The organism is Aeromonas sp. s2 (assembly GCF_040907935.1).
Classification (GTDB): domain Bacteria; phylum Pseudomonadota; class Gammaproteobacteria; order Enterobacterales; family Aeromonadaceae; genus Aeromonas; species Aeromonas dhakensis.
The window spans coordinates 416,494-432,489 of the sequence record NZ_JBFOCR010000014.1 but is presented as its reverse complement, the minus strand read 5'-3'; the positions used below and the strand labels follow the sequence as shown (position 1 = coordinate 432,489).

The window sequence follows — 15,996 nt, the reverse complement described above, 5'->3', positions numbered from 1 at the left end:
TTTTTAGCCCCCCATTTGCCACAAGGAGCCCACCATGGCCGAACCGCTCACGCTGGCCTATGCCAGTGGTCATCCCCTCGCCCTGCTGCCGGCCATGGCCAATCGCCACGGTCTCATCACAGGGGCCACCGGCACCGGCAAGACAGTCACCCTGCAGGTGCTGGCGGAGGGATTCTCCCGCCTCGGCGTGCCGGTCTTTCTAGCCGACGTGAAGGGGGATCTGAGCGGCCTTGGCGCCGCCGGGGCTGGCTCGGCCAAGCTGGATGCCAGACTGGCCCAGCTCGGCATCCCGGCACCCGCCTTTGCCGCCAGTCCTACCCTGTTCTGGGATCTGTTTGCCGAACAGGGCCACCCGGTGCGGGCCACCGTCTCCGACATGGGGCCCCTGCTGCTCGCCCGCCTGCTCGGCCTCAACGATACCCAGAGCGGGGTGCTGGAGCTGGTGTTCAAGGTGGCGGACGACGAGGGGCTACTGCTGCTCGATCTCAAAGACCTGCGCGCCATGGTGCAGTTTGCCGGCGACAACGCCAAGTCCCTCACCACCCGTTACGGCAACGTCTCCACCGCCTCCATCGGCGCCATCCTGCGCAACCTGCTCACCCTGGAGAGTGCAGGCGGCGATCACTTCTTCGGCGAACCCATGCTGGACATTCAGGATCTGTTGCAGACCGATGAGGCTGGCCACGGCCATATCAATGTGCTGGCCGCCAGCAAGCTGACCCAATCCAGCCGCCTCTATGCCTGCTTCCTGCTCTGGCTGCTCTCCGAGCTGTTCGAACAGTTGCCGGAGGTGGGGGATCCCGACAAACCTGTGCTGGTGTTCTTCTTCGACGAGGCACACCTGCTGTTCAACGATGCCCCCAAGGCGCTGTTGGAGAAGATTGAACTGGTGGTACGCCTCATCCGCTCAAAGGGGGTCGGCGTCTACTTCGTGACCCAGAGCCCGGCCGACATCCCCGACAGCGTGCTGGGGCAGCTTGGCAACCGGGTGCAACACGCCCTGCGCGCCTTTACCCCGAGTGATCAGAAGGCGGTGCGGATCGCCGCCAACACCCTGCGCGCCAACCCCACCTTCGATGCCGCTGGCGTCATCACCGAACTCGGTGTCGGCGAGGCACTGGTCTCTCTGCTCGACGAGAAGGGGCGGCCCAGCATGGTGGAGCGCGCCTTCATCGCCCCGCCGGCCAGCCGCATCGGCCCCTTGAGCGACGCCGAGCGGCAGGCGCTTATTCAGGGCTCATTGCTGCATGGCCGCTACGAGACGCCGGAGGATCGCGAATCGGCCTTCGAGCGGCTCAACGGCGGCAAGCTGACAACCACAAGCGAACAAGCCAGTAAACCGTCATCCAGTGAGGAAGGCGGCCTGCTCGATGCACTCAATGGCATCCTGTTTGGCCGCACCGGCCCCCGTGGCGGCCAGCACGACGGGGTGGTACAGACCGCCGCCAAGAGCGTAGCCCGCACCATCGGCAGCGAGGTGGGTCGCCAGCTGGTGCGCGGGGTGCTCGGCTCCCTGCTGGGGGGCGGCAAGCGCCGCCGTTAAGGCCTGAGCCGAAAAATGAAAAAGCCCGCCGGACCTCCCCGGCGGGCTTTTTATTGAACGGATGGCGATGACTCGCTTACAGCACCTTGGCGATGGCGTCGCACAGCGGATCTATGTTGGCACGGGTGATACCGGCCACGCTGATACGGCCGGAGCCGACGATGTAGATGGCGAACTCGCTCTTGAGGCGCTCCACCTGATCCTTGGAAAGACCGGAGAAGGAGAACATGCCGTTCTGCTCGCGGATAAAGCTGAAGTCCTGGTTCACGCCGCGCGCAGCCAGTTTTTCCACCAGCAGCTCGCGCATCTCGCGAATGCGCACCCGCATGGCCGCCACCTCTTCCACCCACTCGGCATAGAGGGCCGGATCGCTCACCACGGCGGTGACGACGGCAGCGCCGTGTGACGGCGGGTTGGAGTAGTTGGCACGAATGACGGTCTTGACCTGGGTGAAGGCCACATCGGCGATCGCCTTGGTCGCGCTGACCAGGGTGAAGGCACCGACCCGCTCGTTGTAGAGGCCGAAGTTCTTGGAGAAGGAGCTCGCCACCAGCAGCTCGTCGTGGCACTCGGCGAAGATGCGCAGACCTTCGGCATCCTCTTCGATGCCGCGGGCAAAGCCCTGATAGGCGAAGTCAAACAGCGGCAACCAGCCGGCGGCGGCACTCTGCCTGGCCAGTGCACGCCACTGATCAGCGGTCGGATCGATACCGGTCGGGTTGTGACAACAGCCGTGCAGCAGCACCAGATCGCCAGCCTGCGCCTCGGCCAGAGACGCCTGCATGGCGGCAAAGTCGAGCCCCTTGGTGGCCGCGTCGTAGTACTTGTACCACTTGACGGTCAGACCCGCCGCCTGGAACACGCTGACATGGTTGGCCCAGGTGGGATCGGAGATCCAGATGGTCTTGGCGAGGTTGTTGCGTACCACGAACTCGGCGGCGATGCGCAGGGCACCGGTACCACCCGGCGCTTGCGCCGTCTTGGCGCGGCCGCTGTTGACCAGCGCGGAATCCTGTCCGAACAGCAGTTGCTGCACGATGCGGCCGTATTCGATATTGCCTTCGATACCGAGATAGTTCTTGGTCTTCTCGTCGGTCAAGAGCTTCTGTTCGGCTTTCTTGACGCAGTGAAGAATGGGGGTGGCGCCGGTCTCATCCTTGTAGATCCCGACCCCCAGGTTGATCTTGTGGCTGCGAGAGTCGGCGCGGAAGGCTTCGGTCAGGCCCAGGATCGGATCCGCTGGGGCGGCAACAACCTTTTCAAACATGGTATTCCCTGTATTCCGTTGAGTTCGTTGGCTGGCAAAGCGTGTTGGCACACCGTCCGTGACACGCAAAACACGTGGCAAACAAAAGCGCCCACTGGCGAGCGCTTCGTCAACTCTTTATATCACCGTGCAGGATGGGGGAAAACCGCTTTTTCGGCCGGATCTGCGGCAATCTCAACCGATGGCATGCCACTGTGGCGCCAACGCGCACACCTCGGCAGACAAGCCACCATTGGACTCAACCAAACCGCTACAAACTGCTAACAATGACTTGGGGATCCGGCTCGGCTCCCAGGGGCGGGAGTCGGCCAACGGCAGGGCATAGGCCGTCATAATGGGAGCCAGCACGGTGGGCAGCCACCAGCTGGCCGGCCGACCCAAACGCTGGGCCAGAGTCAGCACCCGATCCACCCCGCTCGGGTCGAGGGAGGTGAGATGACTCCACTGCACCTGTGGCGGCAGCGCGGCGATCACTTGCTGCAGTGCCTGCTGCGCCGAGGCGGGAGCCCAGATCAGCAGGGTCCCTGCCGACAGCACCAGCTCGGCAAAGGCACCGACGCTGTCGGTGGTGATCACCCGCAGCAGCTCCCCCTCCCCCCACAGGATCTTGCCAAGGCTGGCTAGGTTGCGTTCCGGCAGCGCCACCTCACCAAGCGCCTGCAGCCAGGGGGCGGCATCGAGCAGGGTGCCGCCGCTGAAAAACAGGCTGAACGGCTGGGGGGCACGCAGGCGCACCTGTTGATCCGAACAGAGCCGGATCCCCTTGTCTTCGAAGTCGATCTGCTCGTTGGGAGTAAAGCTCACCTCGCTCTTGCGATAGAGCGCGGCCAGCACCCGCTCGTTGACCTGTTCCGCCAGCTGCCAACCCTGCCCATGGAGCCACTCCTCCGGGGTTGGCGGCGCCGTGGCGATCTCGGCCAGTGTCAGTTCACGGGTCAGGTAGCGGCGGCCGGCGGGGGTGAGCTCATAGTGGTGATTGCCCAGCGCCAGCAGCAGCTGGTTGTCCTTGAGCAGGCCCAGCAGGGGTTGCCACTGGCGGGCGCGGACCACCGAGGTGGGGTTGTCCAGCAGCTGGCGGGCCAGCTCCCGCCACTGCGGGTGACTAAAGTCAATCAAGCGTCATCCTTCCCTGTCTGCCGAACATCCTGCAACGAGCTGAATAATCTAGCGATTCGCTGACCGGGAGCCAAGTACAGAAAAGAGACAACGTGAACTGGCGCAAGCCAAACAGGAGCAGGAGAGGATCATCAACAGAGGAGAAGAGAGGCAATCAGGTGGGAAGCAGATAAAACAAAACGGCCAAGCAAGCTTGGCCGTTCATCAACTAAATCAGCGCAGAGGCTAGATTAGAAGTTGTATTGCAGGGCAACGGTCCACTCGTCGTCCATCTTGTCGATACCCTGGATCTTGTACTCGGTGTAGGCTTTCAGCTTGGAAGTGAAAGCGTACTGTACGCCCAGCAGGGTTTCGTCAACGATGTCTTTGTACTCAGCACCAGCGGTGTTGGAAGCAGCTTTACCTTCAGTGAAGTTGTAGCCGGCCAGGAAGGTCCAGGCATCAACGTTGTAGGAAGCAGCCAGCTCGTAGCCACGGCCTTTGTCCTTGTTACCACCGGTGGTGTTGTCGTAGCTCAGGTCAGCTTGAGTGTAAACACCGGCGAAGTAGAAACCGTTGATGGCGTAGTGTGCACCCAGTGCCCACTCTTTCTTGTCACCAGTTTTGTTGGTTGCAGTGCTTTCCAGATCGGAGTAGGAGTAACCTGCGTTCAGACCCAGACCGAAGTCGAAGTCATAACCGGCAGCCGCGGCATAACCGTAGTTACGCTTAACATCCTTGCCGTACACTGCGTTTTCTTTGATGCCCTGACCTACGTCAGTAACCTTGACGGCCTTGTCGTCGTTGGTTTGATAGGACAGTTTGCCTTTGAAGCCACCGTAGGTGTTGGAGTAGATGATCTGACCTTCTTGACGACCGTCATAGAAGTTACCTACGTCGCCCCACTCGTTGAAGATATCGGTCGGTTCCAGCACATCGTAGAACGCGGTATCGGTCTGACCGAAGATGATCTTACCGTACTGGGTGCCGTCGAAACCAACGTAGATGTGACGGGAATCGAACTTGTTGGCGGAGTTTTCAGCAGAAACTTGCCACTCAGTCTTGGCGATACCGGACCAGGTGTTGTTCAGGGCAATCTTACCGGACCAACCCAGACGGGAAGAACCGACCAGCTCACCATCAACATCAGAGTAATGGGCAGCGGTACCAGGAGTATATTCCGGGGTACCAGTTCCGCTGAAGCCCCAGGAACCATCGGTAGCAGCTACAGATTTGTTGTGGTCACCGTAGTAGTTAGCCTGAACACGGCCGTATACGTCAAAAGTGGTACCGTCTTTGTCGTAAACCACTGCAGCGTTAGCGGCGGATGCAAACAGAGCCGGGATAGCAATAGCCAGAATTGTCTTTTTCATAGTTTCCAATGCCTACTGTAATTAAACACTAAGTCGTTGTTATTCCCTGTGTTAGCGATGTACTTTGCATCACTATGGCGCCGAGACTAGCACCGGGTTTTCCAATCCGCAATGAAAAAACTTGGAACTTTTTACGAAAAGCATAGTCACAGCGGAAAAATTGTGACCTGAATCCCACATTGTTTGCACGCCATGGGAAAACGTTTACAGCGATAACCGCTGGCAAAAATCGTCCGAATTGGTGATTTATCACACAATAACGACGACTCGCCTTATAAATAGAAGAAGAGGTCGGATCTGTGCGTTGCCACACACCTCGACCCAGGTTGCCGGTTGCAGGTATCCTGTCTTCCTTCACCCTGTGCAACGGTCATTTTCTTCATGCTGTCAACCCGTCTCAAAACCACCATTCGCAATACCTATCGGCAAATAGCCGATGGTTTACCCGGTTTTGTGCCGCGCAAGGAGCAGAATTTTCTGGTGGCCGAAATAGCCAAGACGCTGACCGGGGAGTATGACAAACAGCGTCGCATCCTGGTGGCCGAAGCCGGCACCGGTATCGGCAAGTCCCTCTCTTATGCTCAGGGGGCCATCCCGGTGGCTCGCCTTACTCAAAAGAAGCTGGTGATCTCCACCGCCACAGTGGCACTGCAGGAGCAGCTGATCCACAAAGACCTCCCCTTCTATCATCGCCATAGCGAGCTGCCGTTTCGTTTCATGCTGGTCAAGGGACGCCAGCGCTACTGCTGCGAACACCTTCTGGAGCAGGCCGCCAGTGGCGGCGAGATGGCCAACTTCGAGTTTGACTTCGGAGCCCTCAGCAAACACAAGCCGTCAGACGCCGACAAGGAGTGCTATCAGGCGCTGTGGCAAGCCTACACGGAAGGCAAGTGGGACGGTGATCGGGACAACTGGCCCAAGCCCATCAACGATAACTGCTGGGATCGCATCGCCGCCGACCGCCACACCTGCAACAAGGCGCTGACTCATCATCAGCACTGCCCCTTCCACCGCGCCCGCAACGACATGGATGCGGCCGACGTGCTGGTGGTCAACCACGCCCTGCTGCTCTCCGACCTCACCATGGGTGGCGGCATCATACTGCCGCCACCGGACGAGTGTCTCTATGTGCTGGACGAGGCCCATCATCTGCCCACCATAGCCCGGGATCACGGCGCCGCCTCGGCCAGCGTCAAGGGTTCACGCCGCTGGCTGGAAAAACTGGCACAGGGGGCGGGCAAGCTGGCCAGAACCCTCAACAAGGAGAGCCTGCTCGATCCCCAGCTCAAGCTGCAGGACGCGCTGGCCTCCCTGCAGCCGGACCTGAAGGCGCTGGAGCAGTGGCTCGCCGCCAACGACCGCTTGTTCAATGAAGAAAAACACCATCGCTTCGCCGATGGTGTCTTGCCCGACCCCCTGCCCATGCTGGCGGAGAACCTCAAGGAGGCGAGCAAGAAGGCACTGCGGGCACTGGACAGAATGCAAGGGGCCATCGGCGAGGCGCTGAAGGATGGCGAGATCCGTCGCAAGGATGCCGAACCCCTGCTGGCGGAGAGCGGCTTCTATCTGCAGCGGCTGGAGGGTTTCTGCGCCCTGTGGGAGATGCTGGGGCGGCACGTGGCAGAGGGCAAGACGCCGCTGGCCCGCTGGATGGTCAAGAGCGATGACGGCGACATCTGGCTGCACGCCTCCCCCATCGAGGTGGGCTACCTGCTGGAGGAGTGGCTCTGGTCCAGGTGTCTTGGCGCCGTGCTGGTGTCGGCGACCCTGACCGCCCTCTCCTCCTTCAGCTATTTCCGCCACCAGGTGGGGCTCAAAGAGCACGATGGCACCCGCTATCTGCGCCTGCGCTCCCCCTTCGATTACCAGAAGGCCGAGCTCTATTTGCCCAGGATGGAACACGAGCCCAGCGCCCCCGCCTTCACCCAGGAGCTCGTCAGCACCTTGCCTCGCCTGCTGGCAGGCAAGGAGGCGAGCCTGGTGCTCTTCTCCTCCTACCGACAGATGAACGAAGTGGCGGTGGGTCTGCGGGCCAAGGGACTCTCCCTGCTGGTGCAAGGGGAAGCCTCCCGCAATGCCCTGCTCACCCTGCACAAGCAAAAATGCGATGGCGGCCAGGCCAGCATACTGTTTGGCACCGGCAGCTTCTCGGAAGGGCTGGATCTGCCCGGTCACTACCTCACCAACCTGGTGATCACCAAGTTGCCGTTCGCGGTCCCCAACTCGCCGGTGGAAGAGGCCACCGCCGAGTGGGTCGAGAAACGGGGGGGCAATCCCTTCTTGCAACTGACGGTGCCAGAGGCGTCGCGCAAGCTCATCCAGGCCTGTGGTCGCCTCATTCGCAAAGAGGCGGATAGAGGCCGGGTCACCATTCTCGATCGCCGTCTGCTGACCAAACGCTACGGCAAGGGGCTGCTCGATGCCCTGCCGCCATTTCGACGCCGGATTGAGTAGGGCCGAGGTTGACCAGGGTAGCCAACACCACTGGCCCGATGAGTTTGCATCGGGAAAGCGCGAGCCCAGACGCGACAGGGGCGCCATAAACGCCTATTGCCGCCCTCTGGCAAACCTGCAAAAATGAGCCCCTGTTTTTCAGTGGGCACTCGCCTGACTGTTCAAGGAGATGAAATGAAACTGACTGTTCTGGTGCCAGCCCTGGCTGGTCTGTTGTGGGCAGGTAGTGCCCTGGCCGATGCCCAACTGGAAGTGAACAACCCCTATGTGGTGCAGCTGATCGATGGCCAATCCATCAATCCCAAACTGCTCGACAAGACGAGTACCTATCCTATCAAAGCCGGCAAGCACCAACTGGTCGTCGCCTTCGAAGGCAACTACTCCAGCCGCAGCGACACCAAGCTGGTCACCGCCGAGCCGCTGGTGATCAACTTCACCGCCGCCGACAACCAGAAACTGGTGCTGGACTACAAGAAGCCGCGCAACGAATCCGAAGCTAACCAGTTCGTCAAGGAACAGAAAGTCGCGCTCAAAGACAAGAGCAGCGGCCAGGTCGTCACCACCGAGCAGTTCGTGCTGCCGAAGGTGGAAGGCTTCCAGCTGACCCGTGACTATCAGCAGGAGCTGATCAACATGGGCAAGGCGTTCAACCAGCCCAAGACTGTCGCTGTCTCTACCGCTGCCGTCATGGCCGCCAACAGCGCCCCGGTTCAGGTCGCCCCGAGCAAGGCCCAGAGCAATCCGGAAGCCCTGACCCAGCTGCAAAACTGGTACAACAAGGCCGATGCGGAGACCCGCAAAGCCTTCCAGATCTGGGTGATCCAGCAGCAGTAATTGCATCTGTTCGTCCCGAATTATCGGGCATGACAAGGGGAGCCTGGCTCCCCTTTTTCATATCTGCCCATTTGCCAAGGCCCAGCCTTCATGTCACTGCGCATCTTCCATCACCCCCTCTACTCCGCCCTAGCCCTGCCAGCGCGCCATCTCTTTCCGCTGGCCAAATACCAGGCGCTGTTTGAACAGCTGGGAAACCTGGGTTATCCGCTGGCAGAGGCCGCGCCCGCCAGTCGCGCCCAGATAGAGAGAGTGCACGATGCGGCCTATGTGGAAGCGGCCCTCACCGGCACCCTGGATGCGGGCGCCATTCGCCATCTGGGGTTTCCCTGGTCCCCCGTGCTGATTGAACGTACCCTGCGCTCGGTGGGCGCCACCCTTGCCGCCAGCCGACACGCCCTCGCGCAAGGTTGCGGCCTGCAGATCTCCGGTGGCTATCACCACGCCCACCGGGACGTTGGCAGCGGCTTTTGCCTGTTCAACGATCTGGTGATCGCCGCACAGACCTGTCTGGACGAAGGACGCTGCGAACAGGTACTGATCGTCGATCTCGATGTCCATCAGGGGGATGGCAGCGCCGCCCTGTGCCAGGGTCGGCGCGACATCATCACCCTATCCCTGCACGGGGAGCACAACTTTCCCCGCCACAAGCCCGCCTCCCACATGGATTTCCCCCTGCCAAGCGGCATGGAGGACGATGCCTACCTCAGCACGCTGACAGAGGCGCTCAATCTGGCGCTGCGGCTCTACGCCCCCGACCTCATCCTCTATCAGGCCGGGGTGGACGTGCATCATGCCGACGAACTCGGCTATCTCTCCTTGAGTGATGAGGGGGTGCGCCAGCGCGATGCCATGGTCTTTGACTGCGCACAACGGCACGGGCTACCCATTGCCGCCGTACCGGGCGGCGGCTACCGCCGTGACTGGCAACAGCTGATCCCGCTGCATATGTCCTTGTTTGAAGAAGCGAAAAAGCGTTACGGCTAGCCGTTGAGCTCTGCCTGGCCACCGTTGCAGACAACAAGAAGGCGGCCCCTTGGCCGCCTCTGCTTTATATGCGTGCCATCCAGCCCCCTATAGGTAAGCGAGGATGGTGCCCTGCCGCCGACCACAGTTCAGGCATGAGCCACCGGTGTCGAGTGTTTCCCCATGGGGCGCAGCAACATCAGCAGATAGAGCAAGGCCACGCCGGCGATCATGATGAACAGCAGGTTGTCCGAAAGGTGCTGCATCAGGAGCGCGGTATAGGCCGGACCGAGCAGGCTGCCGATGGTGTAGCTCAGCAGCAGCGCTTGGTTCATGGCCACCAGCTGATGGTGCTCGACCTTCTCGCAGGCCCACGCCATGGCCACCGGATAGAGGGTAAACCCGGCGGCACCCAGGATGAACAGCGCCGGCCCCATCGCCACACCGCCGAGCATGGCCCCGCACCCCAGGATCACCACCAGCACCTGCACCCGCAGCACCGGCAGGCGGCCGAACCTGTCCGCCAGCCGACCCACCGGCCACTGTCCCAGGATGCCGGCACTCACCATCACCGCCATCCAGTAACCAATGCCGGCATCGCTCACCCCCTGATGGTTCAGATAGAGCGGCATCAGGCCGTAGAGCGACCCCAGCACGATGCCGGAGATGATACAGCCATCGACCCCGAGCCGTGCCTGACGTAGCCGCAACATGGACCAGACCCGGGTTGAGCCCTGCGCTTCGCTACGCTCACTGACGATGCGGGTGAACAACAGCGGCAGGATAGCCGCCAGGATCAGCCCACTCGCCCAGGGCAGTACCTCCATCAGGCCGGTCGGCAACTTGCTGACCAAGAGCTGGCCGAGTACGGTGCCCAGGTAGTAGACCATCATATAGGCGGCCAGTAGACGGCCCCGATTGTGCGCGTTGCCGCTGCACATCAGCGCGCTCTCCACCACCACCCAGATCATGGCGCAGCCGATACCGGCGATAAATCGCCAGCCGAGCCAGCTCCAGAAATCAAGGGTGATGCCGAGCCCGACACAACCGGCGGCAAAGAGGGCGGAGGCCAGGTAATAGCTGCGGTTGAAGCCGCAGCGCCTGATCAAGGTGCCCGCCAGCAGGGTGCCCAGCAGGTTGCCGCTGAAATAGGAGGAGCCGACCATGCCCACCTGCCAGGTCGGCAGCTGTTCATGGGCAAGCCAGAGCGGTACCAGGGTATTGAGTACCGCGATGGAGAGGGTCAGCAGCAACAGGCCACAGAGCAATAACAGCACTGGCCGGGTGTATGTGGTCATGGGTAAAACCGTGAGGAGAGTCAAAAATGCGAGCGCATCATGCCACTGCCAATGCCATTGTCAATCGGCACTGAAAGCAGGATCGCAAGGTTTTATCGAATGCTGCTGGTGCGGTGCTGCACTGCACTGTTTGGCGCCTGGCTTATCCCCTTGATTCACGGCCTCTTTGGCCATGATGACGGGCAGATGCCGGTTGCCTGTCGGCCTCTTGGCCTCCCCCTCAATCCAGGACGCCATAACGAGAAGAGGCGACCCCGGGTCGCCTCTTCTTTATACCTGGCACAAGGCCGGTCAGCGCTGACGCTTCTTGGCGTACTTGCGGCGGGCCCGCGCCTGACGCTCCTCTTCCCGCTCCGCCTTCTCCTTGGCCTTCTGTTCGGCCTCGGCATCGGCCTCCACGATCTCGCTGCTCACCATCTGCGGAGTCTCCAGCGAGATGCGGCCCAGCAGGCCAGAGCGGAACTCGTTGACCAGGATCTCGGACGCCTTGTGCAGATCCGACAGCCCCCCCTTGCGCATGAAGCCGCGCTGACGGGCAATCAGATCCAGCAGCTCGATCTCGGTCTCGGGCAGCGCGTCAATCTGATAGCGCGCCTGGATCCGCTCCGGATAGGCCTTGAGGAAGTAGTCCGCGGCGAACATCGCGATGTCCGCATAGTCATAGACGGTGTCCTTGATGGCGGCCGTGATGGCCAGCCGATAACCGCAGGAGGGCGGGTTGAGTTTGGGCCACAAGAAGCCCGGGGTGTCGGTCAGGATGACGTTGTTGTCCAGCTTGATCCGCTGCTGGGACTTGGTCACCCCCGCCTCGTTGCCGGTGCGGGCGATGATGCGCCCCGCCAGGGTATTGATCAGGGTGGATTTGCCCACGTTGGGAATGCCCATGATCATGGCGCGCACGCCGCGCAGCTCCAGATTGCGCTCCGGCAGCATCTCGTGGCAGAGGGTCAGCAGCTGCTTGATCTTCTCCGGCTCCTGCTGGGTCAGGGGCAATGCCTTGATCCCCTTCTCCTGTTCCATGTGGGCCACCCACAACGCGGTGATCTCGGGGTCGGCGAGATCCGCCTTGTTGAGCACCTTGATCACCGGAGTATCGCCGCGCAGCTCGGGCACCAGCGGGTTTTCGCTGGAGAAGGGGATGCGGGCGTCGAGCATCTCTATGATGACATCGACCTGGGGCATGACCTCGGCAATCTCTTTGCGGGCCTTGTGCATGTGGCCGGGGAACCAGTTGATGGACATATCCGTTACTCTCATCTAGGGACTGCGGGCGCGGGCTTGCGGTGGCGCGAGCGGCGGGCGATGGCGGACGCAGGGCGTCGCAAGGGGGCGCATTTTACCTGCACCCGCCCCGATTTGACAGGCCATTCTAGCCGCCAGCCGGCAAACCGGCCAGATTTTCGCCAGCCCCCTCCCCGCGTCAGCCGGTCTGGCCAGTCCCGGCTATTGATAGATAAGTGATTGACACAACATAACATTCACGTAACACCTTCATCGGATTGTCATCCAGTTTCACTAAAAGTGTCATCTGCGACCTCTAGGCTGCGCTCAGGTTTTACAAGGAGCGAACCCCAATGAGAAAGATGGCAGGACTTGCATTGATGATCGGCGCCGCCCTGGCCGCCGGCTGCAACTCCAACAACGACAGCAGTGCGCCCGAGCCCGGTGCCAAGAACGTGATCTTCTTCCTCGGCGACGGCATGGGTCTCAACACCCTGACCGCCGCCCGCATCTACGGCGTCGGTGAAGAGGGCAGCCTCACCATCGATACCCTGCCGGAGACGGCCTTCATCAAGACCTTCTCCCACGACGCCCAGGTGACCGACTCGGCCCCCTCCATGTCCGCCTACATGACCGGGGTCAAGAGCAACAACGGTGTCATCAGCATGGACGGCGATGCCACCCAGGAGAACGACTGCAGCAAGAGCGCCGGCAAGCCGGTCACCACCTTGCTGGAGCTGGCCAAGGCCGCCGGCCGCGGCACCGGCGTGGTCACCACCACCCGGGTGACCCACGCCACCCCGGCCGCCACCTATGCCCACCTCTGCAACCGGGATCTGGAAGCGGACATCGCCGCCCAGCTGGTACCCGGCGGCGCCGGTTACAACAGCGCCCTTAAAGAGGGGGTGGACGTGGTACTCGGCGGCGGCAGCAGTTTCTTCTTGCCCAAGGCCGACAAGGGCAAGCGTGAGGATGGCCGCAACCTCATCGACGAGATGAAGGCCAAGGGCTATCAGTTTGCCGCAACCCTGGACGAGCTGAACCAGGCCGATGCGAGCAAGCCGCTGCTGGGGCTGTTTGGCTCAAGCCACATGAAATATGACTTGGACCGACCCGCCAGCGAGCCCTCCCTGACCCAGATGACCCTGGCCGCCATCAAGCAGCTCAAGGACAAGAAACAGGGCTACTTCCTGATGGTGGAAGGGGGTCGCATCGACCATGCCCTGCACGACACCAACGCCAAGCGTGCCCTGCAGGACACCCTCGCCTTCGACAACGCCATCAAGGCGACCATCGACGAGGTGAAGAAAACCGATCCCGAGCTGAAAAACACCCTGATCGTGGTCACCGCTGACCATGACCACACGCTGGTGCTGAACGGCTACGCCAAGCGGACCGGCAAGACCACCGCCGACAACCCAGGCGTCCTCGGGCTGGTGAAGAACTACGAAACCGGCGAACCGAGCAAGGATGCCGACGGCATGCCCTACACCATCATCGGCTTTGGCAACGGCTACAACCGGGTGGATGGTCCGCGCAGCAGCGTGGCACCGCTGGACGACGCCACCGTCTCTGCCAACGACTATCACCAGGAGGTGGTGGTCAAGGTAGGCGAGATAGGCAACGAGACCCACGGCGGCACCGACGTCTTCCTCGGCGCCATCGGCCAGGGAGCGGAGAGCTTCCACGGCTCACTCGACAACACCGCCGTGTTCGGCAAGGTCAAGGCTGCGGCCGGGCTGTAAGGAGCATTCCCATGAAAAGCGCCATGAAACAAAAACTGCATAAAACCCTCGTCAGCACAGCCCTGCTGGCCGCCCTCGGCGGCGCGGCCCAAGCACAGGCCAGCGACGCCAAGAACGTCATCCTGTTTATCGGCGACGGCATGGGCCCCACCGTGCTCACCGCCACCCGCCTCTACAAGGTGGGGGAAGAGGGCAATTTGGAGATAATGAAGCTGGCCCGCAGCGCCCGCATCAAGACCTTCTCCAACGATGCCCAGACCACCGACTCGGCCCCCTCCATGGCGGCCTACACCACCGGGGTCAAGATGAACAACGAGGTGATCGCCATGAGCAGCGACACCAAGGCCGTCGCGCCGTCCAAGGACGTCAACGGCAACAAGGGCATCAACAACTGCACCAGCGACAACGGCAAGCCGGTGCCCACCATTCTCGAGCTGGCCAAGGCAGCCGGCAAGTCGGTGGGGGCCGTCACCACCACCGAGCTGACCCATGCCACCCCGGCCGCCACTTACTCCCACATCTGCCACCGGGATGCCGCCTACGCCATCGCCGAGCAGGCGGTACCGGGCGGCGCCGGCTTCAACACCGCGCTGGGGGATGGAGTCGACGTGCTGATGGGGGGCGGCGCCAACCACTGGACGCCCTACAACAGCACCAGCAACAAGGGTGGCCGCGCCGACGGGCGGGATCTCACCGCCGAGCTGACTGCCCAGGGCTACCACTACGTCACCACCAAAGATGATCTGGCTGGCGTCAACTCGGGCAAGGTGCTTGGGCTGTTCAGCGCCAAGTCCCACCTCGACTACGAGCTGGACCGGGTCGCCAAGGGGGCTGCAAGCACCCAGCCCTCCCTCTCGGAGATGACCGCCAAGGCGATCGATCTGCTGAGCCAGAACAGTCAGGGTTACTTCCTGATGGTGGAAGGGGGTCGCATCGATCACGCCCTGCACGGCACCAATGCCAAGCGCTCGCTCACCGACGCGGTGGCGCTGGACGAGGCGGTCAAGACGGCGCTCGGCAAGGTGGATCTGAAAGATACCCTGATCGTGGTCACCGCCGACCATGACCACACCATGACCATCAACGGCTACTCCGCCAAGGGCAACAAGGTGCTGGATCTGGTGAAAAACGGCGACGGCTCGACCCAGAACGACGTGGATGGCAAGCCGTTCACCACCCTGGTGTTCGGCAACGGCCCCAACCGCGCCGACGTGCGCCCCACCCTCACCAGCGATCAGGTGATGGCGGACGACTACCTGCAAGAGACCGGGGTCAAGCTGGGCTCCGAGACCCACGGCGGCGGCGATGTGATGCTGTTTGCCGACGGCGCCGGCAGCAGCCGCTTCAAGGGCACCCTCGACAACACCAAGGTGTTCGGCAAGCTCAAGGAGGCGCTCGGTCTGTAAACGGCAGGGCCCGGCCAGGTGCCGGGCCCTGCTCGCTCGAGCGAGACGGCATGATGCGATATTTATTACCCTTGTGGCTGCTCACCAGCAGCCTCTCTTTTTCCCTCCTGGCCGACGAAGTCCCCGATCTGGCCGCCCGCATCCGCTATCAGGACAGGGTGACCAGCAGCGACGGCATCAGCAAGGAGAGCCAGTGGCAGGAGAAGTGGCTGCGGGTCGGCGATCAGGTGTGGAGCCAGCGGCTCATTCCCCTCCCCCTGGCCCGTGCCTACCACGCCGCCCACGATGCCACCCCGGGCCACAAGCACTTTACCCACCAGATGGCAGCGCGCTGGGTGACCCGCAACCAGCAGGATGAGTTGCAGCTGCGCTACGCCGACAACTGGCACAACCAGCTGGTGGAGGTACCGGAGGAGGAGTATGGCCAGGTGGCCTTCAAGCCCGACTGGCCCAGGATCCGCTACCTCATCAACCCGGCCCTGCTGCAGGAGATGACCCCCCTCGACGAGCCGGCTCCCGAGCAGGCCCGCTGGTATGAGAAGCGCGAGGGCAAGCAGCGCACCCGCATCCTCTGGTCGAGCCGCTGGCAGTTACCGCTGGTGGTGGAGTCGGCCAGCCTCGACGGCTATCGCAGCTACCGGATGGAGGTGACCCTCAAATCCCTGCCAAAGAGCCTGCCCTGGCAGCAGCTGGAGGGCTACCAGACCCTGGATCTGCGAGATTTCTTCGACTGACGGGACGCCCCGAACAGGGTGGGCTGACTTGTGCCGACGGGGTGGTACACTCTGTGTACT

Annotated in this window: 12 protein-coding genes; 7 read left to right on the top strand and 5 right to left on the bottom strand. The window is 62.0% G+C overall.

The window, feature by feature from the left end; all coding sequences use genetic code 11:
* Window positions 1–34 precede the first annotated feature (34 nt).
* Window positions 35–1,543, top strand: a complete 1,509-nt coding sequence (locus AB5Y81_RS12740; protein WP_279484132.1) for a helicase HerA-like domain-containing protein — start codon at window positions 35–37, stop codon at window positions 1,541–1,543.
* Window positions 1,544–1,619: 76 nt separating this feature from the next.
* Here AB5Y81_RS12740 and AB5Y81_RS12735 read toward each other — a convergent pair whose 3' ends face one another.
* The 3 genes from AB5Y81_RS12735 to AB5Y81_RS12725 all read right to left on the bottom strand — a co-directional run bounded on the left by AB5Y81_RS12735 (window position 1,620) and on the right by AB5Y81_RS12725 (window position 5,278).
* Window positions 1,620–2,810 carry an amino acid aminotransferase gene (locus tag AB5Y81_RS12735; protein WP_010633507.1) on the bottom strand — a complete coding sequence of 397 codons (1,191 nt, stop codon included), beginning with the start codon at window positions 2,808–2,810 and terminating at the stop codon, window positions 1,620–1,622.
* A 174-nt stretch (window positions 2,811–2,984) separates the two neighbouring features.
* Complete coding sequence (locus tag AB5Y81_RS12730; protein WP_017786230.1) at window positions 2,985–3,926, bottom strand: hypothetical protein; 942 nt, start codon at window positions 3,924–3,926, stop codon at window positions 2,985–2,987.
* A 230-nt stretch (window positions 3,927–4,156) separates the two neighbouring features.
* Window positions 4,157–5,278, bottom strand: coding sequence for a porin (locus AB5Y81_RS12725; RefSeq protein WP_017765587.1), 1,122 nt, complete (start codon window positions 5,276–5,278; stop codon window positions 4,157–4,159).
* A 381-nt stretch (window positions 5,279–5,659) separates the two neighbouring features.
* Here AB5Y81_RS12725 and dinG point away from each other — a divergent pair, with 381 nt between their 5' ends.
* The 3 genes from dinG to AB5Y81_RS12710 all read left to right on the top strand — a co-directional run bounded on the left by dinG (window position 5,660) and on the right by AB5Y81_RS12710 (window position 9,553).
* A complete protein-coding gene (gene dinG, locus AB5Y81_RS12720; RefSeq protein WP_279484131.1) occupies window positions 5,660–7,732 on the top strand; it encodes an ATP-dependent DNA helicase DinG in 2,073 nt (690 codons plus the stop codon).
* Window positions 7,733–7,906: 174 nt separating this feature from the next.
* Window positions 7,907–8,566: a DUF2057 domain-containing protein gene (locus AB5Y81_RS12715; protein ID WP_010633503.1), complete on the top strand. Its 660-nt coding sequence runs from the start codon at window positions 7,907–7,909 to the stop codon at window positions 8,564–8,566.
* A gap of 90 nt (window positions 8,567–8,656) precedes the next feature.
* Complete coding sequence (locus AB5Y81_RS12710; protein WP_279484130.1) at window positions 8,657–9,553, top strand: histone deacetylase; 897 nt, start codon at window positions 8,657–8,659, stop codon at window positions 9,551–9,553.
* A gap of 128 nt (window positions 9,554–9,681) precedes the next feature.
* Here AB5Y81_RS12710 and AB5Y81_RS12705 read toward each other — a convergent pair whose 3' ends face one another.
* Window positions 9,682–10,830 carry an MFS transporter gene (locus AB5Y81_RS12705; protein WP_279484129.1) on the bottom strand — a complete coding sequence of 383 codons (1,149 nt, stop codon included), beginning with the start codon at window positions 10,828–10,830 and terminating at the stop codon, window positions 9,682–9,684.
* 291 nt (window positions 10,831–11,121) lie between these two features.
* Complete coding sequence (gene ylqF, locus AB5Y81_RS12700) at window positions 11,122–12,072, bottom strand: ribosome biogenesis GTPase YlqF (protein ID WP_010633500.1); 951 nt, start codon at window positions 12,070–12,072, stop codon at window positions 11,122–11,124.
* 332 nt (window positions 12,073–12,404) lie between these two features.
* Between ylqF and AB5Y81_RS12695 the strand changes: the two genes are divergently transcribed.
* The 3 genes from AB5Y81_RS12695 to AB5Y81_RS12685 are packed head-to-tail and all read left to right on the top strand — an operon-like array spanning window position 12,405 to window position 15,936.
* Window positions 12,405–13,796, top strand: coding sequence for an alkaline phosphatase (locus AB5Y81_RS12695; RefSeq protein ID WP_024942425.1), 1,392 nt, complete (start codon window positions 12,405–12,407; stop codon window positions 13,794–13,796).
* An 11-nt stretch (window positions 13,797–13,807) separates the two neighbouring features.
* Window positions 13,808–15,202 (top strand): alkaline phosphatase, encoded by a 1,395-nt coding sequence (locus AB5Y81_RS12690; RefSeq protein WP_099359746.1) that lies wholly within the window; start codon window positions 13,808–13,810, stop codon window positions 15,200–15,202.
* A gap of 50 nt (window positions 15,203–15,252) precedes the next feature.
* Complete coding sequence (locus AB5Y81_RS12685) at window positions 15,253–15,936, top strand: hypothetical protein (protein ID WP_279484128.1); 684 nt, start codon at window positions 15,253–15,255, stop codon at window positions 15,934–15,936.
* The last annotated feature ends 60 nt before the right edge of the window (window positions 15,937–15,996 follow it).